Consider the following 22686-nt stretch of genomic DNA (forward strand, 5'->3'; position numbering starts at 1 on the left):
TTTTCTTCGCAGCCTATGTCACAAAATAAATATTTCTGCACCTTTCCCAACTGATCTTTGTTGGTTTCGTCCTTACTGGTCCCATCTTTACTGGTCCCGAAATTCATGCGGAGTCATTCCGTAATGCTTTTTGAACATCTTACTGAAATATTGGGGATTCTGATAGCCCAGTTCCGTCGTAATTTCGTATATTTTTTTGTTGGAATATTTAAGCAAATAAAGAGCCCGCTCCATTCTCATTCGGATAATGTAGTCACCCAAACCTTCTCCGGTTTCAGCTTTATAAATTTTAGACAGATAGACTGGATGAAGATAAACCTGATCGGCAATCGTCTTAACAGACAGCTCCTGACCTTTATCCTGGGAGATGAGCTCCTGAACTTGCTTGACCACATAGCTTTTAGCGCTTTGCTCGCTTGCGGACCATTCAGATTTAAGTTTGTTCATCATGGAAAGTATCCACTCTTTGAGGTGGGGAAACGAATGAACCATTTTCTGCGCATGTAACGGATCGAAGCCTACTTGGTCCATCTGTGTAATGAAACGTCCTTGTTTGTGCGCTGTATACATAAAGGCACTCGTCACCGAAATAAACAGCTCATATAAATGTTCGCGTGTATATCCCACCTCTTCCATTTTTCCAAATACACGGTTCACTTTCGCTTCGGCCTCTTCCCATTGCCTGGACTCTAGCAGATGAGTAAGCGTAGGGTGCATATAAAGCCCCTCCAGTGACTTAACTGAGCTGTGTGGCTGTTCTGCCTGTTCTTCTATGAATAGCAGTGTATCCGTCTCCTCGTGATGGTTCCAGTATAAGGATCTAATCGCTGTCTGATATAGCTTAGGCAGCTCCTCTGGAAACTTAAACCATCCGGTTAATGCAACGTAAATTTCCCCTTTCAAGTAATTGCTCACATTTTTTCGAAAGGTCTCAATCGCCGCACTCAAAAAACGATTCTGCTCATCCGCGCTCCGTTCAGGAAATGAATTCCAATTACCTTCTATTAATACAATTAAGCAGTCATGCGGCGCTTTGCAATGCCAAACGTGAAAATCAGGTGCGAACACTTCTTCGGCAATATTTCCAATCGCATACTCAATTAAGGAGACTGAATGATAGTCCATATCAGAAAAATGCTTCCCTAGCTGAATAAGCAGCATACTGGCAGGATGTCCCGTGCGTAGCTTGATTTCGTACTCAGACATTTTGCTCTCTATTTTTGGTACTGGCAAATCACGCCCGAGTAGCAAATCATGCATCAAATGGGTCCGCAGTACACCAAAATCGTTTCTGCGGCTATATTGTAATTGATGAACCTTGTCAAATGCTTCCCATTCTTCCTTTAGCGAATCCATGGCAGCTGACACACATTTGATAAACTCTTCATCATCCACCGGCTTTAAAATGTAATCAAAAGCCTTAAGCTGGAGCGCTTTTTTAGCATATTCAAAATCGGCATAGCCTGTCAGTAACAAACTTCGGATATGTGGCCATCGTTCGTTTACCTCAACAATCAACTCCAGTCCCGTCATGCCAGGCATACGAATATCCGTAACCAGAATATCAATATCGTACGCTTCCAGCACATCCACCGCTGCTAATGCGGAAGCCGCTTGATGAACCCTCTCGATGCCTAGCGTCTCCCACGGAATGGTAGCTGCCAGACTTTCTGTTACATAACTCTCATCATCTACTAGTAATATCTGAACCATCTGGTCCCTCCGTTTTAACTATATTCGAATTTGGCGAAGGCTCAATTAAACCATTCGCATGCTCTCCTTCTGTTGAGATCGACCATTTTAAAACTGCACGCAATCCTCCCAATGGAGACAAAGAGAATTCCAGTCCTGCATCTTCCCCAAAATGTAATCGCATGCGTTGATGCACATTCCACAAACCGTATCCATGATCCTCTTCCACAGGCTTGTCAAGCGTTGACGTCAGGGCAGTTATAGCCTCTCTACTCAAACCGAGTCCGTTATCATCCACAATCAGGTACATATACGAGCCAACACGCTCGGTTAAAATATGAATTATACCATCCTCCGCTTGAGGCTCTATCCCGTGCAGCACCGCATTTTCCACCAGTGGCTGCACTACAAGCGGCGGAATCAGTAGACTGCTGGCTTGTGATGAAACATGAATTAAGAACGTTAGCCTTGGCATACGCATCTGCTGTATGTTCAAATAATATTGAACAAACTCGACTTCCTCTGACAATGGAACCAAATCCCGCTCCTGTCTTGTCGTATACCGATAATACCTGGATAAATTATGGGCCATGGCTACAACCGCCTCATGATTGCGCAGCTTTGCCATACTTGTAATAAACGAAAAACAATTATAAAAAAAATGCGGATTGATTTGTGATTGGAGTTGCTTTAGTCGCGCTTCCTTGACATGCAGCTGCTCAACATACACCTTCTCAAACAGCTCCTGAATCTGTTCGACCATCAGATTAAATTGACTAGACAGGAAAGCAAACTCGTGACTCCCCCTTAGACTTAATCGAACAGCATAGTCCCCATCCTTTAGTCTCCGAAATGCCCGCACAAGCTGAAGAATCGGCACTTGTACCTGTGAATGAAGCAAGTAAGCGCCAATCAAGCCTACCAGCAGCGAGCCAACAACAGTTATATAAAACAGTCGATTCGATGAGTAAATCGGAGACATCATATCGGACAAAGGCATGTAATCAATCAAATACCAACCAGTCGTTTGCGAAAGAACGGCATGAACCAGGTAGCTTTCTTCTCCAATTTTCACAGTCAGATTATCAACTTCATGGAGTCCCATTTTTTCCAATTTAGAAATCAGCTTTCCAGACAGCTCTTCATTTGCAGTACGATTAAAGATCACTCCTACGCCTTTTTTATAATAAAAAGGCTCCTTTCGACCATCACCTTTGAAGCGGTCAAGCATGTCCTGAATATTACTGCTGTCAAATTCAACCTTAATAATCGTGTTAGCGGTTTCTGGATTACCAAGTGAAGAAAACGGGGATAATGTATACAATGAAAATATAAATTGGTCCTTCCCGTATGATCTTTTTTTGGATACCTGCCAGCCGTCTTTTATCAGCTGATTTAGTTTTTTCTGGTCATATAAACCTGCTCCATTCTCCGATACAACCCGTCCAAGCGAAGGAGAATAGATACTCAGCCCGGTTCTCCAATTAGAAGAGCTTTCCTGAAGCCCAAGCTTGGTTTGGATCCGTTTGACAAGGTTAATTCCATCCAGATTGAGAACCTTGTCCTTCAAAAAAATCGCTTGAAAACTGGCTACATCGGGATCATGAATCAGCAGATGCGGCCAGGAGGAAATCATTTCAATATTCGTATTCACCTGGTTTTGAAAAAAAGTCAGCTGATTATAATTAGATTGATTCAGCTCCTCACGTAATACACCTGTCGTTGTCTGATTAGAATAGACATACAGGATCAGCATAGGTATAAGCAATACGATAACGATGGAGACGATTTTAGTATAAAAATTAAATTTAAACATGAGTTCTACACATCCTCTGCACAAAAAACAAGCATACTTAAATGGTATGCCAGAGCCCTGACCTTCGTTGCCGTCAGTACATACTATACATTATCAATGGTTGGCGGTGATAATATGTTTGATGCTAAGCAAATGGAATGGTTTAACCAACTATCCGCTGAAGACTTGGCCATTTTAGGTGCCGGCTTCAATACACTAGGTGATTTTTTTGATTTTCTGGCGTTGATTAAGGCCAGACAGGAAACAGCGCAAGGTAATAAAAAGTAATAGCACTATTTCACAACAAATTTCACACGAGTTCCATCCTCATACTCATCCAATTGGTGACTGACCCATGATCCTGCCCCACGATTATCCTTAGGGGCTATGTATTTGATATTTGCACCTTTGCCACCTTCTGAGCACATAGCCATCGGCCATTCGTCACGATCGTATCCTTTACGAGTGGGAACACCTGCAAGCGAATGCTTGCGATTTTGCTCGGCTCCTTCACGGTCAATTGTGCATACCGGTGATTTTCCCGCCTGAATGGCTTCCTTAATATGCTGCGCCGTTTCAGGGTAACGACCTGACGGGAATTGCAGCGTAACCTGAGCCGATGAAGGCGGGTTCTCTCCTGTCATTTTTGTAAGAAGATTGCCTCCTTCAAACCAGTACGCGCCCAAAGCTAGCAGCACTAAAGCTATAAAACTTAGCAATTTTTTCTTCAATTTCCCTCTTCCCTTCAAGCTATTCCAGTAGATGCCTTCAACTAAGGTAATCCCTGGATTTTATTTTTTGTAACCCCTTACTGACTATAAAAAAAGGTTGAATATTCGACGACAAATAGTATAGAGAGGAGGTTGTACGAATGAACGATGAGATCAAACTGGCCGTGAGCCAAATGCAAGCCGTTGTAATCCGATTACTGAATGGAAGTACCGTAATTGGCTGGCCTAAGCTCCTATCTGACCAAGAAACTCAGCAATTCAAGCTCTATGATGACGAACACGTATATACGATTTCCGTTAATGACGTGGATACAGTCGCAAGAGTTATTGTATAAGATACAGGAAGCGACTTAATGAGACATCCAGCGGACAAGCCCAAACAAGGCACACCACAGGAGAAGACTGATCAGAATCCCCCAAAATAAACCTTTAAAAAGCTTCATACCATACTGACAACCTTTCCTACTGGGCTTTCCCCCCATTATAACATGTCAGAAAGACAGCTGTCGCAGCTTACTCTTATATCATCTTCGTGTCATATATATTAAATTTTAAAATCACGACACAAAGGAAAGAATGAAATAATTCCGAAAATTAGGCCTGATCACCAGTGAAAATGCAATCATGACATAATAAAAGTCACATTTTAATCAAAATTTAATGAAAGTTTTCCGAAAATAATGTATAATTATTGACATAACAAAACGCACGAGGTGATCATCATGGCATTATTAAACAGAGTTCATGAATTAAAATTGCAACTGCCTAACGAGCATCATAGCATTTCCCAATACGTGGAGCATGCATTGCATTCGATTGACAGTTTTGTGGAGCAACATCGTCAATTTATAGCCGCTCAGGCTCTATATGGTGAAAAAATCAATGGTACGGAAGAAAGACTGTTCCGAGACACAATTTCTGAGATTAAAGCCCAACTGGTAGCTACTTTGGAAAAGACAGTTGAAGACTTCGCACACAAAGGCGATAAGCACTGGAAAAATCATTATCAGGACGGCGTAGAATAAGCTGAAAATAACCCCCGGTCTTTGGACCGGGGGTTATTTTGTATAAGTGGATGTGGCAATATACGTAGACTATTTTAACACTCTGGCCGATGTCGCTACAGTCTTACCACCATAGACTACTTTGATACTGGAACTTCCGGTATCAATCGCCTTCACCTGACCGCCAGTAACCTGTACGATCGACGGTTTGGAAGATGTCCATACCGCTGAGCTTGTCACATTGGTAGTAGCGCCTGAATCATAAACTGCATTCACACTAAGCACTTGAGAGGAGCCTTTAGGCAGCTTCAGGTTTTTATTGCTCAATACCAGTTTGAGCAGCTTAGGTGTGACCTTGATCTCAACGTTAAACGACTTATCTTGATATGTGCCCGTAATTGTTGCTGTTCCAATTCCAACGGCTTTAATGGAAGAGCCTTTTACGATCGCTACGGAAGCATTCGATGATGTCCATTTCACTTTACTGCTCAGCGTAGCTTTTTTACCATCCATATATATGCCGATGACTTTGATGGACTTACTTCCTTTCAAATTCATATCAGCACTCGAAAAGCTTGGTGTCAATGTAGAAATGGCTCCTTCCACAATGACAGGTACTTTCACATATTTGTTCATATACATAGCCTTGATTCCAGAGTTACCGCCATTTACCGCTTTTACTTTACCATTTGCTACTGTAACTGCGGCTGTTGTACCTACCCAGCTTACCTGATTGGTAACATCCAGGATTCCGCCACCAGCCATGTGTGCTTTTACTGTCGGAATACTTGCTTCTTGGCCTGCAACCAATACATATTTTTTCTCAGAAGCGGTCAGCTTGAGCACTTTGTATTGCACAGTCACTGGAATATCCAGTTTGAGTGCACCTACCGTTGCTGTCAATGTTGCACTGCCTGGGTTCACTGCAATCAGCTTACCATTTGCTATTTTAACTGCACTTTCACTGCTTAAGCTCCATTTTACATCGGATTGAACTGCTTTTTTAGCCCCATTGACCAAATAAGCAGATATACTCGGAAGAGAAGTTTTGCCTCCTGTTTCGAGAGTCAGACTGGCTTTGCTTGAAACCAGTTTTTCAACCGTCGGAAGTACATTAATCTTCAGAGTCTTGCTCAAACCGTGATAGGACGCTGTAATCGTCGAATTGCCTGCATCCATCGGTGTGATTTTACCTTGCTCGACTGTGGCAACCAACGGATTGGAGGAAGTCCATTCTGCCGTGTTGGTCACATCTGTCTTGCCGCCAGTCAGGTTGACATCGGTTGCACTAACCTGAATTGGAGAGCTACCCAGAAAGACCGATTTGGACCCAGTTGCATTCAATACTAATGCCTGTGAAGAAGAACGCACATACACAATCGTTTGTGCTTTGAGTTCATCTTTGCTTGCTTTAATGTAAGTCACGCCTTTGGCAAGTGGACGAACCAGACCATCTTCAACGGTAGCAACAGCCGCATTCGAAGAAGTCCATTCGACACCGGATACATTTTCCGTCCCACCTCCAGTAAGTACACCTTGAGCAGTCAATTGCTTTGATTCTCCACCAATCGTCAAATTAATGGGACTAGACGGATTTAATTGCAGCTTGCTGTAAGGCGATTTTACTGTAATCGTTGTACTTACCGTTTGCTGCTCATATGTGGCAACAATCTTAATCTGCCCTTTTGACACAGGAGTAATGAGTCCCTTATCTACCTTTAAAATGCTTGAATCCCCAGAGATCCATTCTGCTTTTTGTGTAACATCTTCTTTGCCCTTTTCTGTCAATGACCACACTTTTAATTGAGCGGGGCTTCCACCCAGATTCAATGTAGTCGGATTTTGACTGTCCCACTGTACCGTGGAAGTCGTGCTCTCCTCAGCCCGGATCAAACCCGCTGGCCATGCTGCAAATACAAACATCAGCAAAGCAAGTAAGAAGGTACTCCGTTTGCTCATACGTTTCATACGCTCCATTCGTTTCTCTCCCTTAGTTTCATCTCTATAAAATAGGATATAATTAACAATCCCATTACTTTTATCGGTTAGCAGCTTACTAAATTGAACCCTTCATCAAAAAAAGGTGAATAATTACAGTTAAAGTTCTCCACGCAGTGACCTTACCACAAACAGATGCTCTTCTTTAGATAAGGTTTGTCCATCTTCAAGGATTACATTGTGTGCCGAGTGACTAACCAGCTTTACATTATAAGCAATCAGCTGATCTTCTCTCCAAATCGTCACCGCCGACTGAAAATGAATGGCATTATCAAACTGTAACGGAACGCTCATTACATAACCGATAGCGTTCAGCTTCGCCGGATGGCGGCTTCTACGCTCACGCCCCGGAGGAAGCATGGTAATATGCGTAATATTTTCAAAAGGAATAGCCAGCATTTTCGGGCCTAAAATAACACACTTTCGTATATCATCCCATTTTTCAAGCGTGCCGCGCACCTTCTGGGTATGACCGTTGTTGCCGTGATATAAAATGACCTGACGTCCCTTCCACTGACGCATGTCCTCACCTCCAGTGCTAGCGGTTAGGAATCTCCCACCGAATAGGCTCCATTCCATGCTCCTGCAAAAATGCATTGGTACGCGAAAAAGGCTTGCTGCCAAAAAAGCCTCTGTGAGCCGCCAATGGGCTTGGATGAACGGATTTCAGCACCAAATGCTTGCTGGTATTCACGAAGCTTGCTTTTTTCTGAGCATGGCTTCCCCACAAAATAAACACTGCTGGCTGCTCACGTTCATTAATCGCTTCAATGACAGCATCCGTGAAACGTTCCCAACCTATTCCCTGGTGAGATTGCGGTTGTCCTTCACGCACGGTTAACACGTTGTTTAGCAGCAGCACACCTTGCTCAGCCCAAGGAACGAGGTATCCTTGATTGGGAATAGGAGTGCCAATATCATCACGCAACTCTTTATATATATTTTGCAGAGACGGCGGTGTACGCACACCTGGTCTTACGGAAAAGCTCAAGCCGTGGGCTTGTCCCTCTCCATGATAGGGGTCCTGTCCCAATATAACCGCTTTGGTCAGATGAAATGGCGTTAATTTAAGTGCGGAAAACAAGTCTTCTTTTGGAGGATATACCTTATGTAACTTGTACTCTCTGGCTAACGTATACCTTAATTCATTAAAGTATGGCTTTTCGACCTCTTCTCGTAGTACATCATCCCAGTCATTTCCAAACATACCCCTGTCTCCTCTCAATATGTAGATCTGTGAAAACGGTAAGCTTTTTGATCCAAAAAAATAAGCTGAACTCCTCATCCGGAGCCAGCTTATTTATTCGTTACCTGTGTTATATGCCGAAGGACCAGGAAAATATCCTTACGGTAATCAGCTACCGCAGGTCTAAATTCGATTTCCTTATTATAACATTAACGATAATGATGTCAAGTAACTGAAAGCTTAATTCTCTCAGAAGAAAAGCTCTTAATTGCTGTATTTATGACGATTTTGTATGAGCATTCAGGTATTCCAATGCATTATATAACATAACAGCAGCTTCGGCACGTGTAATCTCGCTTTTTGGATGAAACTTTTCACTTGCATCCAAGGTATTGACCTTGTAGACTAGCGAGCGTTGAATGCTACCTTGGTAAGAAGGCTCCAGTTCGCTGTCATCCGCAATATTCGCAGGTGCGATTTTAATCATCGGAAGAGCGCCTGCTTTTTCCATGCCCTGAATCAGCATGTGGGTGAACTCTTCCTTAGTCAGGGTTTTTGAAGGAACGATATCCTTTGGAATAACCACACCATTATAATGAGCGTTGATAAAGGCTTCGGCATACCATGCAGTATCCTTAACATGGGTAAACAGTCCGCTGGCCTGTGGCGCCTTATTAAAATCAATAGCGGCCAAACTGAGCTGGAGTCCGCCGGAGATCAACTGAATGCCCTGGGCAGCGGTCACTTTAGATGACGGGAGAAACTGCGTGTCAGAGGCACCTTTGAGCAGACCCTGATCTTTAAGGGATATAATTTTTTCTTTGCCGCTTACGTTGTCCAAATCCTTGAATTGACGGTCTGCCGCAGACATTTGACCTCCAACGGAGAAGGACAAAATGGCTACAGTTGTAATGGCTGCAAATGCACTTTTTCTCATGTTCATGTCAAGTTCCACCTTGTAGTTGAATTAGGCCGCCTGGCCATTAACAACCTCTTTGACGTAGTTCAGGATGGAAAGGTTGCAAGCGATATCTAACAGAGATTTGAATGAAGATTGCCCGAATGCTCAATTCTTATCTTTCACGCCAATCACGATGACATCCCCCTCAAAATTATGCATATCAATAACCGTTACATTGCCCTGAAACGCTACCGAAGCTGCTGCAAATCGGCGGTATTCCAGGTCGATAATCGTAAAGTCATATTCTCTGAGATCGGCGTCTAGCTTCAGGACCGTGTTCACCGGCACATAAATAGCAATTTTTTCGAAGCCTCTGGTTGAGGCAACTCGAATCTCTTCCGTGTTTTTAAGTACTATGTTCCAAGGCTGCAAATCTACCAGTCCGTACATCTGGAACAGCCACTTCGCGAATCCATAATCCCACGCTCCCTCAAATTTAAGGGCAGCCTGCCATTCATAGGGGCTATCAAAACCTTCCCCGGTAACTCCAAAGCGTTTCCCTTTTTTGTGCCAGCTCCATATTCCATGTGCTCCGTAGGTTACGCCGGCTTCCGCACCGGACAAAAGACTTTGCCATGCAGCTTTACGCACGTCGGCACGGCCGAAACGACCGTATTCTCTCCGGCTGTATCCCATCATCTCGTAGCAAGGTTCCGAGTTTAGCACAGGCCGTGTTACCCGCTTGTTGTAGAAGTCCAACGCCAAGGTGTAGGCCTTGGACTGAAACTGCGAATTGTGACCTGATTGGTACATGTAAAAGTCCAAATTAGGATCGTTAATGAACTCATCCGGCAGATCCGCCAGTCTCCCCTGAATGTGGAGAGTAGTCAAACACTCCGGACTATGTGTCTTCACAACGTGAAGTGTGGTGCGGTAATACTCGTTCGCTCGCTCTGACGGGAAGTCGGTATCCCCGCTCACAATATAGATAGGGTGATACTTTGAGAATCGGTCTGCCGCGTAACGCACATACGGTTCTACCGCCTCCAGAGGCATCTTTTTCTCATCACGAAGCTTGGCCGCCCATGTATCCGGGATATAATTGCACCAAAGCAAAACAAGCGCGGGTACAAATCCCTTGCTCACCGCCATCTCGACCATTGTCTCCGCCCTGTCAAAATAGTCTGGATTCAGCGAATAAAAATCGTAGCTCCCGTCCTCAATCCGTTCGAACGGTTCGTAATCCAAATCACTGCCGCTGGCATCCCACTGCCGCAGCAAATTGATTTGCAGAACATTAAACCCCTGGCTACTTCTGTAGTCAAGATAATCAGCCCATTCCTCCAGTGAGATGTTGGTAAATGCGCTCCAGACGGTATCCGCCAGATAGAAAAATGGAACTCCTTCATTGACAAAGTAACGTTTATTCTCCGCTATGCCAAGCTTTATCATACGGCATCCCCCTTATTGCTGTAATGACAGAAAACGGCGAACAGTTCGCCGCTTTCCCTTTTATTGCTCATTTATGAAGTAACGATACTAGCTTGGGCTCCAGCCGTTCCCTCCTGCTCTGACTTTTCCTGTGCTTCGCGTTCCCTGTTCAACGCTTGTTTATCAAGCGTTCTAAAAAACGGATAGTAAATCAGCATACAAACGGGAATGAGCAAAAGCTGTGCAACTGCAAGTCTCCAGCTCCCCTCAATAAAGCCCAGAGCAAAAATCGGAGTGCCAAATGCCGGGTAAATTCCGATGGGCGCAGGCAGCAAGCCCGCAGTTGTTGCAAAATAACCGAGGACGGCGCAGACGATAGGAGAACTGATAAACGGAATAGCCAGGAGCGGATTCAAAACAACTGGAATTCCGAAATTGAGTGGCTCGTGAATCGAGAAGAAAGTCCCCGGAAGGCCGAGCTTGCCAATCGTGCGTAATTGCTTGCTCTTGGCCAAGAAGACCAGCAGGAGAGCGAAGCCCAGCATCGGCGCATAGTTTGAGAAGATATACCAGAAAGCCAGCCCGATAATGTTCGGTAGCGGAGCTCCCGCCTGGAAAGCGTCGAGATTGGCAAGATCCAGGCTCATCCAGATCGGTTTGACGATGGCAAGCGTTACGATTGCACCGTGGATTCCGAACATCCAGAGCACCTGCATAATGATGAGGGCGACAATCATAGCCCCCAGTGATCCACCCAGTCCTTCCAGTGGCACTTGCAGATAGGTATAAATAAACTCATGGACCGTACCGAATGACGTATGCATGAATAGACCGGAAACGATAACGAATACCATAGCTACGAGTATCGCCGGAATTAATCCTGAGAATGTTTTGACAACGGTAGGCGGTACTCCTTCGGGCATTTTAATGGTCCAGTTGCGATCGACAATCCAGATATACAATCGGGAAGCGAGCAAGCCAACCAACATGGCGACAAACAAACCCTGCGCACCGAGCCACTGAAGTGGAAGCGCCCGGACTTTATCGAATGTTTGGATCGGCGTCAAAATAAGAAACGAGAGCAGTGCCGTTGCTGCGGGAACCAGTGGGTCCTTGTCAAAAGCTTGCGCCAGTCTGTAGGCAATGAAGAAGACTGCATAGAGGGCGACGATGCCAGTTGTCATCGTCGATCCTAATCCGATAATACCCTTGATGGGTGCGATGAGGTTCTGGTAAGGCTCCCAGGCAAGTGCGGAGAAAAGCGTCGAAAATGCTCCAATAATCAAAAAAGGAAGGGTGGACATCAGTCCATTTGATATAGCGCTCATATAGCGATTTTGCTGAATTTTCCCAGCGTATCTTTGCAATTTATGCGATAGTTTTTTTTCGTTAGCCATATTCCTTCAACTCCTGTTTTAGAGTTTCATCTGTTGAACAATAATCTAGAGAGCGCTTCTATTTGAGGAAATCATATTTTTGTACCAATGGAAGCTGTTCTTGCGAATCCGCCGCAATTGTCTCAGGTTGAACTCATCCCGGTCAACATAGACGAATCCGTAACGTTTGCTTACTCCCTGGTGGGTGCTGACCAGATCAATTGCGGACCAAGGACAATAACCAAACAGCTCCACTCCGTCCGTAATAGCCAGCTGGCATTGCTCGATATGCTTGCGCAAGTAATCGATGCGGTAATCATCTCTTACAACATCGCCCTCTTCCAAGGAATCAAAAGCCCCCAGTCCATTCTCGGTAATGATCAGCGGTAGCTGGTAGCGGTCATAGATCTTCCTAAGAGTAACACGCAGGCCTGCCGGATCAATTCCCCAGCCGAACTCCGTTCGCTCCAGATACTCATTTCCACTCCCAGCAAAAACACCCACTTCTCCAACTGAGATTTGCTGATCTCCCATCCCGCCTTTTTCTACCGAATTCTGGGTACTGGCTTTGACCGTTGCAGAGCTGTAATAATTAAAAGCGATAAAGTCTGGCTTCGCGGCGGCCAGAATGCTCATATCCCCTTCTTGAATCTCAGGCGTATAGCCTTTTTCCTCGAAGTAACTCCAGACCAGCGTATTGTAACGGCCAAACACCGCCATATCAAGGTATAACCAATTGCGGATTGCGTTGAAGTTATCAGCCGCCAGCACATCTTCCGGACGCGAAGACGCTGGATATACGCACGAGATGTTAGGGGCCGGTGCCACTTTAGCTTCAGGTAACATTTCTTTGCACAGAATCATCGCCCTGGCTTGAGCCAGAAGCATATGATGATTTTGCTGATACAATTCCTTTTTCGGATTCTTCAGGTTCGGGTCCAACGTTCCCAAAGCGGAACCGTGCAAAATCATCATGTTTTGTTCGTTAATAGTTAACCAATATTTCACCCGGTCCCCAAAGTGTTCGAACAATGTCTTCGCATACGTTTCAAATGCGTTGATTGTACTACGGTTCGACCATCCGCCTTCTTTTTCCAAAGCTGCCGGAAGATCAAAATGATACATGGTCACGATCGGTTCGATCCCGTATTTTAATAACTCATCAATTAAATGGTTGTAAAACTGTATGCCTTTCGGATTCAATTCCCCTGTTCCCTGCGGATAAATGCGGGTCCAGGCCACCGAGAAGCGATAAGCCTTAAAGCCCATTTCCGCCAGTAAGGCAATGTCTTCCTTATAGTGATGGTAATGATCGCTTGCCACCTTATAATCAGTGATCTCTTCCCGGGGCGGACGGGTGTCAATAACAGACGGCCCTTTTCCGTCCTCGTTCCATGCTCCTTCAAACTGATAGGACGAGGTCGATCCACCCCATAGAAAATTGGAATCAAACGCTTTCAATTCATGATATTTCATTTAACACCTCCAATGAAAAAGTGTTGATCTATATGTACAGACGATTATAGATTTAAGGCTTCGGCAAGTACTTTTTCACCATTCATCATGCCATAATCCATTCTGTCGATTACGCTTACCTTGATGCCTTTAGGCTCGTATTTGGTTTTAAAATCGTCTTCCAAGTAGCCAACCTGCGGTCCTATCAGCAATACGTCCGTTTTGTCCGCATACTCTTTAAAAGAGCTTTCGGAAGTAGCTCTGATTTCAACCTCAACATTTTGAGCCTGTGCAGCCTTCTGCATCTTTTGTACCAACATACTTGTAGACATCCCTGCTGCGCATACAAGCGTAATTTGTTTCATTGGTTATTCCTCCCCGATAATGGTGTGATGGATACTGTTGCTTCGTAACGGTTCAATCTGCTGTAAAGTTCCACGATATGTCTCGCCAGATCCTTGGTCGTAATGGCAGACATGAGATGGTCTTGTGCATGCACCATTAGCAGTGTCACTTCATGAGCTGTCCCACCCGCTTCCTGCTGGATCAGTCGCGTCTGCGATTTATGCGCTTGGACCAGCTCGTTCTTGCATTCTTCAAGACATTCTGCTGCCTGCTCCGCATTACCCTTCTCGGCAAAGCTGATAGCTTCCATAGCTTTACTCTTCGCAATACCCGAATTTGTTATAAGTCCCATTATGATTTCCTGATACTCATCCATTGAATTCACCTCATGCATTTCATCTCTTTAGCTTACAGATTCAGTGTATACGATTCTTGCCGACTTCTAAACGCAACCCTTTTCCACTAGAAGCGGAAATGCTTACAATGGAAAAAAATAGAGAAGCTCTGCACGATGCTTGTTCAAAATCCAAGCAGATGTCGTGCAGAGCTTTATTTTAATACAGTTTATGTTTGACAATAATTTGAGCAAAATCCCCGTAGGTTTTGCATTCCAGCATTTGCTGGATAATATCCGAGTCGTCGAGTAGTCCCATCAGATGCTTATACATTTTCGCCGGAGGCTCGTCGCCGTTTTTGTTAATACTGAGCAGGCAGACGAACTGCACGGGCTTGCCGGACCAATCTATGGGAGATTTCAGTGTACAGACCGCCCATACCGTCCGGTTGCTTTGCGGAATAATAGGATGAGGAATGGCTATCAGATTTCCGTAAGCCGTAGGAGCAGCATTTTCCCTTTCCATCACCAATCCGATGAATCCCTCGGAAGAGCGGATCAATCCGGAAGCATGCATTCTTTCTCCCAAAAAAGTAATAACCTCTTCTTTTGTAGTAAAGTTATGTCTCAGAAATACAAGCTCTTCCATAATGTAGCGGAAAGTAAATTCGTTTTCATCCGTCAGCAGCTCTTCAATCTTATCGATGTCACCGCCGCCAAGCAGAGTCTGAACTACCACGACCGGAACGGATAATGTCTGCGGGATTGGAACTGTGCTTACCACAAAATCAATGCCATGCAAAGGAACCTGCTGCAACTTGTAATACTCGGTCGTGCCAGCAACCTCAAGCCTTTCACCGAACTTGCTACGTAGCTTGTAATACAGCAAGCGGGCACTTCCAACACCCGAAGTGCATACGACAAGGCAGCGTTTAGGTCTGTTGTTCATCTGCTGCCTTTCCATGGCGGCCCCGATATGAATCGCCAAATAACCCATTTCTGTCTCTGGTATGGTCAAATTCAGTTTGCTCTCGATTAACTTGGCACCTATGACCCCCGCCTGAAAAGCCAAAGGATAATTATTCTTCACATGATCCAGCATCGGATTACGGATATTCATCCTATATTTTACGCGGTTTAGCGCCGATTTCAGATGAAGACATATGCCCATTAACAGTTCTTGATCCCGGCTGATATTCAGGTTAAAGCCCCTGTCAATTTCAGCCAGCATTTCTCTGCCAAGCTCATAAATTCCCCGATCCAAGAGCTTCTGAGGCCCTGTCTCTTCTGTCTGTTGCTCCGTAACTCCCTCAAACCACTTGTTCCCGGCCAGATGCATGGCGATATAAGCAACCTCATCCTCCGGAAAGGTCAAATCCATTTGCTTTTCAATGTGGCTAACAATATGTTCAGCGGCTCGAAATTCCTCGGTAGCCCGAAAATCTTCCCTTTCATCGGAAAGCATCGCGACCCGGTTCCCATCGCGAATACGCTTGCAAGCTATAGCGATATGAATGGACAGGTTGTTGAAGGCAACATCCGACAAAGTGACCCCGTGGTTCTGGATTTGCTCCAGAATAATACCTCGAATGAGTGTCATTTCCCAAGGGGTAACCATTCTCGATGCGGCCTCCACGCCCCCAGCCCTTTCTTCTTCAGAACGGTTGACGATGAATTCAGACATGCAGAAACGTAAGCGAACCTCGTCGCCCCTCAGCTTGACACCGTAATTCGGGCGCTTATCAATGCCGATTCCGTAAGCCTGTAGCATATGCTTAACCTCTTTGAAATCATTTTGTACGGTGGATTTGCTAATGTATAACTCATCCGCCAACTCTTCGAGCTTCAAATAATTTTCTGTAAGCAGGAGGCGCGAGATTAAATAACGCTGTCGGTATTCAGGAGAATTGAGATCATCCGGTTCGTTATACAGGAACAACTGCTGTAGGAGCGTACGAAAGCTGCGGTCGTCCGTGATTTTCAGTTCATACCCCCTTGAACGAACAGGCTGAATCGATGCTCCATGCTTGGCCAGAAATTCATCCAGTTCTCTGATATCGCTACGTACGGTACGTGAAGTAACCTGGATCAACTTTGCCAGATGCTCGCTGTTGACAGGAGTGTCCGCAGCCAGCAAATGCTGTAGAATCGAAACCATTCGCGTATTCATTCAAGGTGACCCCCCGTTCTTTTGTCAAAATCTATCCTCTACTCAGGCCTGCTCGGTTAGCTCGCCTTTAGGTACGAAAGTGGCAGGAGCAGCACAGGAATTGCGCTCTACAAATTTCGTATCCACTGTGATTTTTGCTGTAACCTGCGTTCCCTGCTCAATAGTATCGGTCAGGAGATCGACAGCCAGAACGGCCATTCTTTCTTTTTCTACATGAATGGTCGTTAGCTCCGGCGTAACAATGACCGATTCCGTAATGTTGTCAAAGCCGATAATTGAAGTATCCTGCGGCACCCGGATGCCAAGCTCGCTCATGGTCTTCATAGCGCTGATAGCAATATAGTCGCATTCGCAGAACCAGGCCGTCGGCAAAGTTTTCCCACTCTCCAGATAAACGGTTAACTGCCGATTCAGATCCTCCTGCGAAGTAAGAATGGTTGGCGCTACAGCCAGCATTTGTGCCTCCGGAATCTTCAGCCCCCGTTCCATGAGTGCCGCCAAAAATCCGCGTTTACGTTCCTCAAAATTATGAATTCGTACATTTGAAGCAATATAACCGATTGAGGTATGACCCATGTCGCATAAATAAGCTCCTGCCTGATAAGCACCCATAACATTATTAATCTGGATAAATTGTACGGGAAGCGTATCAAAGCAGGTATCCAGCACAATCAGATTCGGCAGCTTGCCATGAATATCACTGATCTGCTCACGGGTCAGATTGGTTCCCAGAACAATGGTGCCTGCACTGCGTTTCTCCTCTGCAACCATCTGGATATCCCTCTGGAAAAATTCTACGTCGACCGTCGAGAAGATCAACGAATACCCTTTTTGTCGGCAACGTTCCTCAATAAACTGGATTAATTCTTTAAAAAATGGCTGTTGATAGTATTCCTCAAGGACAATGCCCGAATTTGTACACACGAGAAAAAGCAAGGACTTATCACTTCTTGAAGCCGTTATCGTCTTGCTTTTGGGACTGTATCCTGCCTCGTGGGCTACCTGGAGAATACGTTGACGCGTATCCGGGCCAATACCCGGCTTGCCGCTGAAGGCCAGTGAAACAGCTGATTTGGATACGTTGGCCAGCTTGGCAATGTCTTCCATTTTCATGCCCTAATTCTCCATTCTAAATAAGATGAACACAGCAGTGAAGTGAATAAATGAAGTTTACACCGATTTGAGATGCGATGCAATAATTAGCTGAATTTATTTATATTTGTTTAGTTATTTTTTTAGTTTTTATAACTAAATATCACTAAATAATTAATTGACACCGTTTTAATTCGATGTTACTATGGCCTCGACATAGAAATAGTCATTGAATTTAGTTTTTACAACTAAACTAATTTGGTTTTGTTTAGTTTATTTATTCTATTTTGTTCAGCAAATGTTGTTTATTCAAGTACAGAGGAGACATGATCATGAAGAAATTAAAGTTGGGTTATGCTCCGACGCGCCGATTTACGTTCAGCGCCGACGACGCCTTTAAGTACAAAGTGGAAATTCGCAAGAAAATTGAGAGTTTTGGCATGGATATCGACATTGTAGACCTGGAGGGCCTTAATGAGGAAGGCTTGCTGTATGACGACCATATAAACGCGGATTTAATTGCAAAGCGATTCAAAGAAGAAGAAGTCGACGCTGTTTTTTTCCCACATTGCAACTTTGGTACAGAAGATACTGTAGCTCGTGTAGGCAAGGCGCTCGGCAAGCCTGTCCTGCTGTGGGGACCGCGGGATGAAGCGCCGCTTGCGGACGGCATGCGCCTTCGCGACACCCAATGCGGTATTTTCGCCACAGGTAAAGTGCTGCGAAGATTCAACGTTCCCTTCACCTATGTAACGAACAGTTGGGTGAATGATCCGGTTTTCGAAAGAGGCTTTACCAACTTTGTGGCGGCCGCCAACGTCGTGCGCCAATTCAAGAGCTTACGCATTCTCCAGATTGGCCCCCGCCCCGCTTCATTCTGGACGATGATGTGCAATGAAGGCGAACTGCTGGAACGCTTCGGCATTGAGATTCATCCCATTACCATTGTCGACATTCAGATTAGAACCAAAAAAATCGCCTCCAGCAATAGCTCAGAGCTTCTGGAAACGATGGATTACATTAAAGAAAAACTCGATTACAGTGAAGTGACCGAAGATGATGTAAGACGGATAGCCGCTTTAAAGGTCGCCATGAAATCCTTCGCCCGTGAGACGGGAAGCAGCGCTATCGCAATTCAGTGCTGGTCCTCTTTGCAGGATGCCATATCTATTATGCCGTGTCTGGCCAATGCAATCCTGACTGACGAACAAATTCCGGTTACTTGTGAAACAGATATCCATGGAGCCATTACTTCCATTATGGTACAGGCTGCCTCCATGAACACATTGCCAACCTTCTTCGCAGATATTACTGTTCGACATCCTGAGAATGATAACGGCGAACTTCTCTTCCACTGTGGCAATTTCCCGGTCTCGCTCTCCGTAGAGAACAAACCGAAGTTACGCAAACATTTTCTCTTCGACGACCATTCTCCCGGAACTCATGAAGGCGAAATCCGCGGTGGCGGTATGACCATTGCCCGATTTGACGGCGACCACGGTGAGTACTCCATGTTCCTCGGGCGTGCCCGGGGTATTGAAGGTCCTTATACCCGCGGCTCCTACGTATGGGTGGAAGTAAACGATTGGCCGCTGTGGGAGGAAAAACTCGTAAAAGGGCCTTACGTCCATCATTCCGTAGGTATCCACGCCAATGTGATCCCGGCCATTTATGAGGCCTGCAATTATATACCCGGCCTGACGCCTGATCCGGTCGATCCCACGGAACAGGAAATTCAAAGCTGGCTTAGAGGATCCGATCTCGCCCGTAATAAGCGCCCGAACCTTCACGTTTGAGACGTCTAAAGCGACAAAGCCCATCCCTTTAATACCTATCTTGAGGAGGACATTATGGAAATCCAGGAACTGAAAGTAAAAGCCGCACAAATCCGCATGGACCTGCTAACCATCATTCACCGCGCCAAAACGGGACATACGGGGGGATCGCTGAGCAATACAGACATTTTAACGGCTTTATATTATGAAATCATGAACGTTGATCCTGCTAATCCAAAATGGGATGACCGTGATCGCTTTATCGCCAGCAAAGGGCATTCCGTAGAATCTCTATGGTGCATTCTGGCCGACCGGGGCTTTTTCCCAAAAGAAGAGCTGGAGACCTATAGCCAGTTCGGCACCCGACTCATTGGCCACCCGAACAACAAGGTTCCAGGGATTGAAATGAACACCGGGGCCCTCGGCCACGGCCTGCCCATTTCCGTAGGCATGGCACTAGCTGCCAAGCGGGATGACCGTCCTTACCGTGTATTTTGTTTAATGGGAGACGGCGAACAGGCCGAAGGGTCCAACTGGGAAGCCGCTATGGCAGGCTCTCATTATAAGCTGGATAACCTGATCGGCATTATCGACCGCAACCGACTCCAGATCAGCGGTGCTACCGAAGAAGTCATGGGACTGGAGCCGCTGGAAGAGAAGTGGACTGCCTTCGGCTGGAACGTCGTCTCTATCAACGGCAACAATATGGAAGAATTGCTTAAGGCATTCAGGTCCGCCCCTGAAGTAGCCGGAAAGCCAACGTTAATTATGGCCAATACCACCAAGGGCAAAGGCGTATCGTTCGCCGAAAATGTCCCGGCATGGCATCACCATGTGCCTAATGATAAAGAATTGGAGCTGGCTCTCACAGAGCTAAAGGCAACGATCGAAGAATTGACGCAGAAAGGGCAGGTGCATTAAGCATGAATAAAATTCCTAATCGCCAAGTAATCTGTGACACACTGCTGGAGTTGGCCAAAGACGACCGTGATATCATGGTACTGGCCAGCGATTCGCGCGGTTCTGCTGCAATGGCTCCCTTTGCCAATACGTTCCCGCAGCAGTTCGTCGAGGTCGGCATTGCCGAACAGAATATCGTAGGCATGTCTGCAGGCCTGGCCCACAGCGGCAAAAAACCGTTTGTGACTTCACCAGCCTGCTTCCTCAGTATGCGCAGTATTGAACAAGTCAAAGTTGACGTTGCTTATTCGCGGACAAATGTGAAGCTCATCGGCATTAGCGGAGGCGTCAGCTACGGGGCGCTTGGCATGTCACACCACTCCGTGCAAGATATCGCAGTAGCTCGGGCAATTCCGGGACTGGCGATTGTCCTGCCTGCTGATCGTCACGAAACGAAGAAACTGACCGAAGCGCTTGTAAAATATGACGGCGGCGTATACGTGCGAATCGGGCGTAATCCCGTTGAGGACGTTTACGAAACCGATGATTACCCATTCGAAATAGGCAAAGCTATAACTGTGAGAGAAGGCAACGACGTTACAATTATTGGTGTCGGTGAAACCGTGCGAATCGCACTCGATGCCGCCAAGGCACTCAACGACGAAGGCATATCCGCCCGGGTAATCAACATGCATACAATCAAGCCGCTGGATGAAGAGGCGATCATTACCGCTGCACGTGAAACTGGACGCATCATTACCGTTGAGGAACATAGCATTTACGGCGGTCTCGGCGCAGCCGTGGCAGAAGTTGTTGTGCAGAATCACCCGGTTCCTATGAGAGTGCTCGGCATCCCGGATGAGCCGGCGATTGCCGGTAAATCGGCGGAAGTTTTCCACCACTACGGCATTACGGGTGACAATATCAAACAAATTGCATTCGAATTGATTAATAAGTAGAGGGCGAAGCATATGGAGCACAATCAACAATATATATTGGCCATTGACCAGAGTACTTCAGGCACCAAAGCACTCCTTGTAAACCATCAGGGTACAGTAATCGCCCGCAGCGGGATGGAGCATAAGCAATATTACCCCCATCCCGGCTGGGTAGAGCATGATCCGCTCGAAATTTATGAAAATGTCAAAATAACGGCCCGCAGCGTATTGGAGCAAGCCTGCGTCCACCCGTCCGCACTAGCTGCGCTGACAATCACCAATCAACGCGAAACGGCATTGGTGTGGGATAAGACGACTGGTCAGCCAATATATAATGCTGTTGTCTGGCAATGCCAACGTACGGCGGACCTGTGCGCCGAGCTGAAGCAAGCTGGCCACGAAAGAACCATCCACGCCAAAACAGGGCTTATGCTTGACCCTTATTTCTCCGCTGCCAAGTTCAAATGGATCATTGAACATACGGAAGGAGCTGCCAACCTGCTGGCTGAAGGGAGGCTACTTGCAGGGAACATGGACAGTTGGCTGGTCTGGAAGCTTACCGGCGGTAAAAACCATACAACCGACTTTACAAATGCCAGCCGTACATCGCTGTTCAATATCCACACGCTGGAGTGGGATGAAGAGCTTGCCCAGCTGTTCTCCGTTCCTTCTTCCCTGCTGCCTGAGGTTAAACCATCCGACGCAATTTTCGGATATACGGCAGATTGCGACCTTTTCAATGAGAAAATACCGATTTCGGGCGTCATTGGGGATTCACAAGGGGCATTGTATGGGCATCTGTGTTTCAAGCCCGGAACAGCCAAAGCAACCTTTGGCACGGGTACCTCTGTATTAATGAACGTAGGGAATCATCCGGTGGATGGCGGTGACGGACTTGTAACCGCTATCGCCTGGGGGGCCGGCGGAACTGTTACGTATGCGCTTGAAGCCATCATCCGGACAACAGGCGACAGCATCAAATGGACGCAGGACAACTTAGGACTGTTCTCTACCTTTGAGGAAATGCAACGCTTAGTCGAAAGCGTTCCTGCAAACGATGGCGTCTATCTTGTGCCTGCCTTTGTCGGAATGGGCGCTCCCTATTGGAATCCCTACGCCCGGGCAGCAATTATCGGTATGAACCGTGGAACTGGCAAAGGACACATCGTCCGGGCTGCGCTGGAGAGCATCGCTTACCAAGTACGGGACGCTATAGAGTTTATTCAGGAACAGTCCGGGATTGAGTTGGTCGGCCTGCGCACGGACGGCGGGGCTTCCTCCAACACTTGGCTGATGCAATTTCAGGCCGATATTCTGGGCAACCTTGTGACCCGATCCACATGTGCCGAGCTGTCGGCCATGGGTTCGGTCTATCTCGGTGGGCTCGGCACAGGCTTTTGGTCCGATCCAGAGCAAATCGCTTCCAATCTTAAAATGTATGAAGCATACGAACCAAAGATGGATGAGGCTACCAGAGAGAAATATTATACTGGCTGGCAGCGGGCTGTTCAGTCTGTATTGCAACAACAGCATGAATCTCCCGTTTTATAAATAATCTCTGTA

At 46.1% G+C, this 22686-nt stretch carries 21 protein-coding genes; 7 read left to right on the forward strand and 14 right to left on the reverse strand.

What is annotated here, in order from left to right; genetic code table 11:
* Positions 1-87: 87 nt before the first annotated feature.
* Both MKY24_RS17030 and MKY24_RS17035 read right to left on the reverse strand, forming a co-directional pair.
* A complete protein-coding gene (locus MKY24_RS17030; RefSeq protein ID WP_071558506.1) occupies positions 88-1713 on the reverse strand; it encodes a response regulator in 1626 nt (541 codons plus the stop codon).
* Positions 1688-3508 (reverse strand): sensor histidine kinase, encoded by a 1821-nt coding sequence (locus MKY24_RS17035; RefSeq protein WP_068941464.1) that lies wholly within the window; start codon positions 3506-3508, stop codon positions 1688-1690. The genes MKY24_RS17030 and MKY24_RS17035 overlap by 26 nt, the downstream gene beginning before the upstream one ends.
* 114 nt (positions 3509-3622) lie before the next feature.
* Between MKY24_RS17035 and MKY24_RS17040 the strand changes: the two genes are divergently transcribed.
* A complete protein-coding gene (locus MKY24_RS17040) occupies positions 3623-3775 on the forward strand; it encodes a hypothetical protein (protein WP_023989363.1) in 153 nt (50 codons plus the stop codon).
* Positions 3776-3780: 5 nt separating this feature from the next.
* Here the strand turns inward: MKY24_RS17040 and MKY24_RS17045 are convergent, their stop codons facing one another.
* The gene (locus MKY24_RS17045; RefSeq protein WP_023989364.1) at positions 3781-4218 is read right to left on the reverse strand and encodes a NucA/NucB deoxyribonuclease domain-containing protein; all 438 of its coding nucleotides are present in this window, start codon (positions 4216-4218) and stop codon (positions 3781-3783) included.
* A gap of 140 nt (positions 4219-4358) precedes the next feature.
* Between MKY24_RS17045 and MKY24_RS17050 the strand changes: the two genes are divergently transcribed.
* Both MKY24_RS17050 and MKY24_RS17055 read left to right on the forward strand, forming a co-directional pair.
* Positions 4359-4553: a hypothetical protein gene (locus MKY24_RS17050; RefSeq protein ID WP_013310963.1), complete on the forward strand. Its 195-nt coding sequence runs from the start codon at positions 4359-4361 to the stop codon at positions 4551-4553.
* A gap of 387 nt (positions 4554-4940) precedes the next feature.
* The gene (locus MKY24_RS17055; protein ID WP_013310964.1) at positions 4941-5243 is read left to right on the forward strand and encodes a hypothetical protein; all 303 of its coding nucleotides are present in this window, start codon (positions 4941-4943) and stop codon (positions 5241-5243) included.
* 69 nt (positions 5244-5312) lie between these two features.
* Here the strand turns inward: MKY24_RS17055 and MKY24_RS17060 are convergent, their stop codons facing one another.
* The 11 genes from MKY24_RS17060 to MKY24_RS17110 form a co-directional block, all read right to left on the reverse strand.
* Complete coding sequence (locus MKY24_RS17060) at positions 5313-7199, reverse strand: Ig-like domain-containing protein (protein ID WP_339200486.1); 1887 nt, start codon at positions 7197-7199, stop codon at positions 5313-5315.
* A 120-nt stretch (positions 7200-7319) separates the two neighbouring features.
* Positions 7320-7742 carry a hypothetical protein gene (locus MKY24_RS17065; protein WP_071558504.1) on the reverse strand — a complete coding sequence of 141 codons (423 nt, stop codon included), beginning with the start codon at positions 7740-7742 and terminating at the stop codon, positions 7320-7322.
* Between the two features lie 16 nt (positions 7743-7758).
* Positions 7759-8427 carry a uracil-DNA glycosylase gene (locus MKY24_RS17070; protein ID WP_279832453.1) on the reverse strand — a complete coding sequence of 223 codons (669 nt, stop codon included), beginning with the start codon at positions 8425-8427 and terminating at the stop codon, positions 7759-7761.
* A 256-nt stretch (positions 8428-8683) separates the two neighbouring features.
* Positions 8684-9349: an S-layer homology domain-containing protein gene (locus MKY24_RS17075; protein WP_023989367.1), complete on the reverse strand. Its 666-nt coding sequence runs from the start codon at positions 9347-9349 to the stop codon at positions 8684-8686.
* Positions 9350-9472: 123 nt separating this feature from the next.
* A complete protein-coding gene (locus tag MKY24_RS17080) occupies positions 9473-10759 on the reverse strand; it encodes a DUF4038 domain-containing protein (RefSeq protein WP_075154429.1) in 1287 nt (428 codons plus the stop codon).
* Between the two features lie 71 nt (positions 10760-10830).
* A complete protein-coding gene (locus MKY24_RS17085; protein WP_053325740.1) occupies positions 10831-12135 on the reverse strand; it encodes a PTS transporter subunit EIIC in 1305 nt (434 codons plus the stop codon).
* Positions 12136-12180: 45 nt separating this feature from the next.
* The gene (locus tag MKY24_RS17090) at positions 12181-13590 is read right to left on the reverse strand and encodes a glycoside hydrolase family 1 protein (protein ID WP_339200487.1); all 1410 of its coding nucleotides are present in this window, start codon (positions 13588-13590) and stop codon (positions 12181-12183) included.
* Positions 13591-13634: 44 nt separating this feature from the next.
* Positions 13635-13934, reverse strand: coding sequence for a PTS sugar transporter subunit IIB (locus MKY24_RS17095; protein WP_023989371.1), 300 nt, complete (start codon positions 13932-13934; stop codon positions 13635-13637).
* Positions 13931-14290, reverse strand: a complete 360-nt coding sequence (locus MKY24_RS17100) for a PTS lactose/cellobiose transporter subunit IIA (RefSeq protein ID WP_023989372.1) — start codon at positions 14288-14290, stop codon at positions 13931-13933. The genes MKY24_RS17095 and MKY24_RS17100 overlap by 4 nt, the downstream gene beginning before the upstream one ends.
* 178 nt (positions 14291-14468) lie before the next feature.
* Positions 14469-16418 carry a BglG family transcription antiterminator gene (locus MKY24_RS17105; RefSeq protein WP_339200488.1) on the reverse strand — a complete coding sequence of 650 codons (1950 nt, stop codon included), beginning with the start codon at positions 16416-16418 and terminating at the stop codon, positions 14469-14471.
* 42 nt (positions 16419-16460) lie between these two features.
* The gene (locus tag MKY24_RS17110; RefSeq protein WP_339200489.1) at positions 16461-17531 is read right to left on the reverse strand and encodes a LacI family DNA-binding transcriptional regulator; all 1071 of its coding nucleotides are present in this window, start codon (positions 17529-17531) and stop codon (positions 16461-16463) included.
* A 311-nt stretch (positions 17532-17842) separates the two neighbouring features.
* Here MKY24_RS17110 and MKY24_RS17115 point away from each other — a divergent pair, with 311 nt between their 5' ends.
* The 4 genes from MKY24_RS17115 to glpK are packed head-to-tail and all read left to right on the forward strand — an operon-like array spanning position 17843 to position 22674.
* Positions 17843-19306, forward strand: a complete 1464-nt coding sequence (locus tag MKY24_RS17115) for an L-fucose/L-arabinose isomerase family protein (RefSeq protein WP_339200490.1) — start codon at positions 17843-17845, stop codon at positions 19304-19306.
* Between the two features lie 54 nt (positions 19307-19360).
* Positions 19361-20206, forward strand: a complete 846-nt coding sequence (locus tag MKY24_RS17120) for a transketolase (RefSeq protein ID WP_023989376.1) — start codon at positions 19361-19363, stop codon at positions 20204-20206.
* Positions 20207-20208: 2 nt separating this feature from the next.
* Entirely contained in the window at positions 20209-21144 is a 936-nt protein-coding gene (locus MKY24_RS17125; RefSeq protein WP_023989377.1) for a transketolase C-terminal domain-containing protein, read from the forward strand.
* Between the two features lie 12 nt (positions 21145-21156).
* Entirely contained in the window at positions 21157-22674 is a 1518-nt protein-coding gene (gene glpK / locus MKY24_RS17130) for a glycerol kinase GlpK (RefSeq protein ID WP_339200491.1), read from the forward strand.
* Positions 22675-22686: the final 12 nt, after the last annotated feature.

Source organism: Paenibacillus sp. FSL P2-0322 (assembly GCF_037975315.1).
GTDB classification, from domain to species: Bacteria; Bacillota; Bacilli; order Paenibacillales; family Paenibacillaceae; genus Paenibacillus; species Paenibacillus polymyxa_B.

Excerpts from the sequence above, each read along its gene's own strand:
- MKY24_RS17085 (WP_053325740.1), bottom strand. The coding sequence starts at position 12,135 with ATGGCTAACGAAAAAAAACTATCGCATAAATTGCAAAGATACGCTGGG.
- MKY24_RS17080 (WP_075154429.1), bottom strand. The coding sequence starts at position 10,759 with ATGATAAAGCTTGGCATAGCGGAGAATAAACGTTACTTTGTCAATGAA.
- MKY24_RS17055 (WP_013310964.1), top strand. The coding sequence starts at position 4,941 with ATGGCATTATTAAACAGAGTTCATGAATTAAAATTGCAACTGCCTAAC.
- MKY24_RS17030 (WP_071558506.1), bottom strand. The coding sequence starts at position 1,713 with ATGGTTCAGATATTACTAGTAGATGATGAGAGTTATGTAACAGAAAGT.
- MKY24_RS17105 (WP_339200488.1), bottom strand. The coding sequence starts at position 16,418 with ATGAATACGCGAATGGTTTCGATTCTACAGCATTTGCTGGCTGCGGAC.
- MKY24_RS17035 (WP_068941464.1), bottom strand. The coding sequence starts at position 3,508 with ATGTTTAAATTTAATTTTTATACTAAAATCGTCTCCATCGTTATCGTA.
- MKY24_RS17115 (WP_339200490.1), top strand. The coding sequence starts at position 17,843 with ATGAAGAAATTAAAGTTGGGTTATGCTCCGACGCGCCGATTTACGTTC.
- glpK (WP_339200491.1), top strand. The coding sequence starts at position 21,157 with ATGGAGCACAATCAACAATATATATTGGCCATTGACCAGAGTACTTCA.
- MKY24_RS17095 (WP_023989371.1), bottom strand. The coding sequence starts at position 13,934 with ATGAAACAAATTACGCTTGTATGCGCAGCAGGGATGTCTACAAGTATG.
- MKY24_RS17060 (WP_339200486.1), bottom strand. The coding sequence starts at position 7,199 with ATGGAGCGTATGAAACGTATGAGCAAACGGAGTACCTTCTTACTTGCT.
- MKY24_RS17090 (WP_339200487.1), bottom strand. The coding sequence starts at position 13,590 with ATGAAATATCATGAATTGAAAGCGTTTGATTCCAATTTTCTATGGGGT.
- MKY24_RS17120 (WP_023989376.1), top strand. The coding sequence starts at position 19,361 with ATGGAAATCCAGGAACTGAAAGTAAAAGCCGCACAAATCCGCATGGAC.
- MKY24_RS17065 (WP_071558504.1), bottom strand. The coding sequence starts at position 7,742 with ATGCGTCAGTGGAAGGGACGTCAGGTCATTTTATATCACGGCAACAAC.
- MKY24_RS17040 (WP_023989363.1), top strand. The coding sequence starts at position 3,623 with ATGTTTGATGCTAAGCAAATGGAATGGTTTAACCAACTATCCGCTGAA.
- MKY24_RS17125 (WP_023989377.1), top strand. The coding sequence starts at position 20,209 with ATGAATAAAATTCCTAATCGCCAAGTAATCTGTGACACACTGCTGGAG.
- MKY24_RS17110 (WP_339200489.1), bottom strand. The coding sequence starts at position 17,531 with ATGAAAATGGAAGACATTGCCAAGCTGGCCAACGTATCCAAATCAGCT.
- MKY24_RS17075 (WP_023989367.1), bottom strand. The coding sequence starts at position 9,349 with ATGAACATGAGAAAAAGTGCATTTGCAGCCATTACAACTGTAGCCATT.
- MKY24_RS17050 (WP_013310963.1), top strand. The coding sequence starts at position 4,359 with ATGAACGATGAGATCAAACTGGCCGTGAGCCAAATGCAAGCCGTTGTA.
- MKY24_RS17070 (WP_279832453.1), bottom strand. The coding sequence starts at position 8,427 with ATGTTTGGAAATGACTGGGATGATGTACTACGAGAAGAGGTCGAAAAG.
- MKY24_RS17100 (WP_023989372.1), bottom strand. The coding sequence starts at position 14,290 with ATGGATGAGTATCAGGAAATCATAATGGGACTTATAACAAATTCGGGT.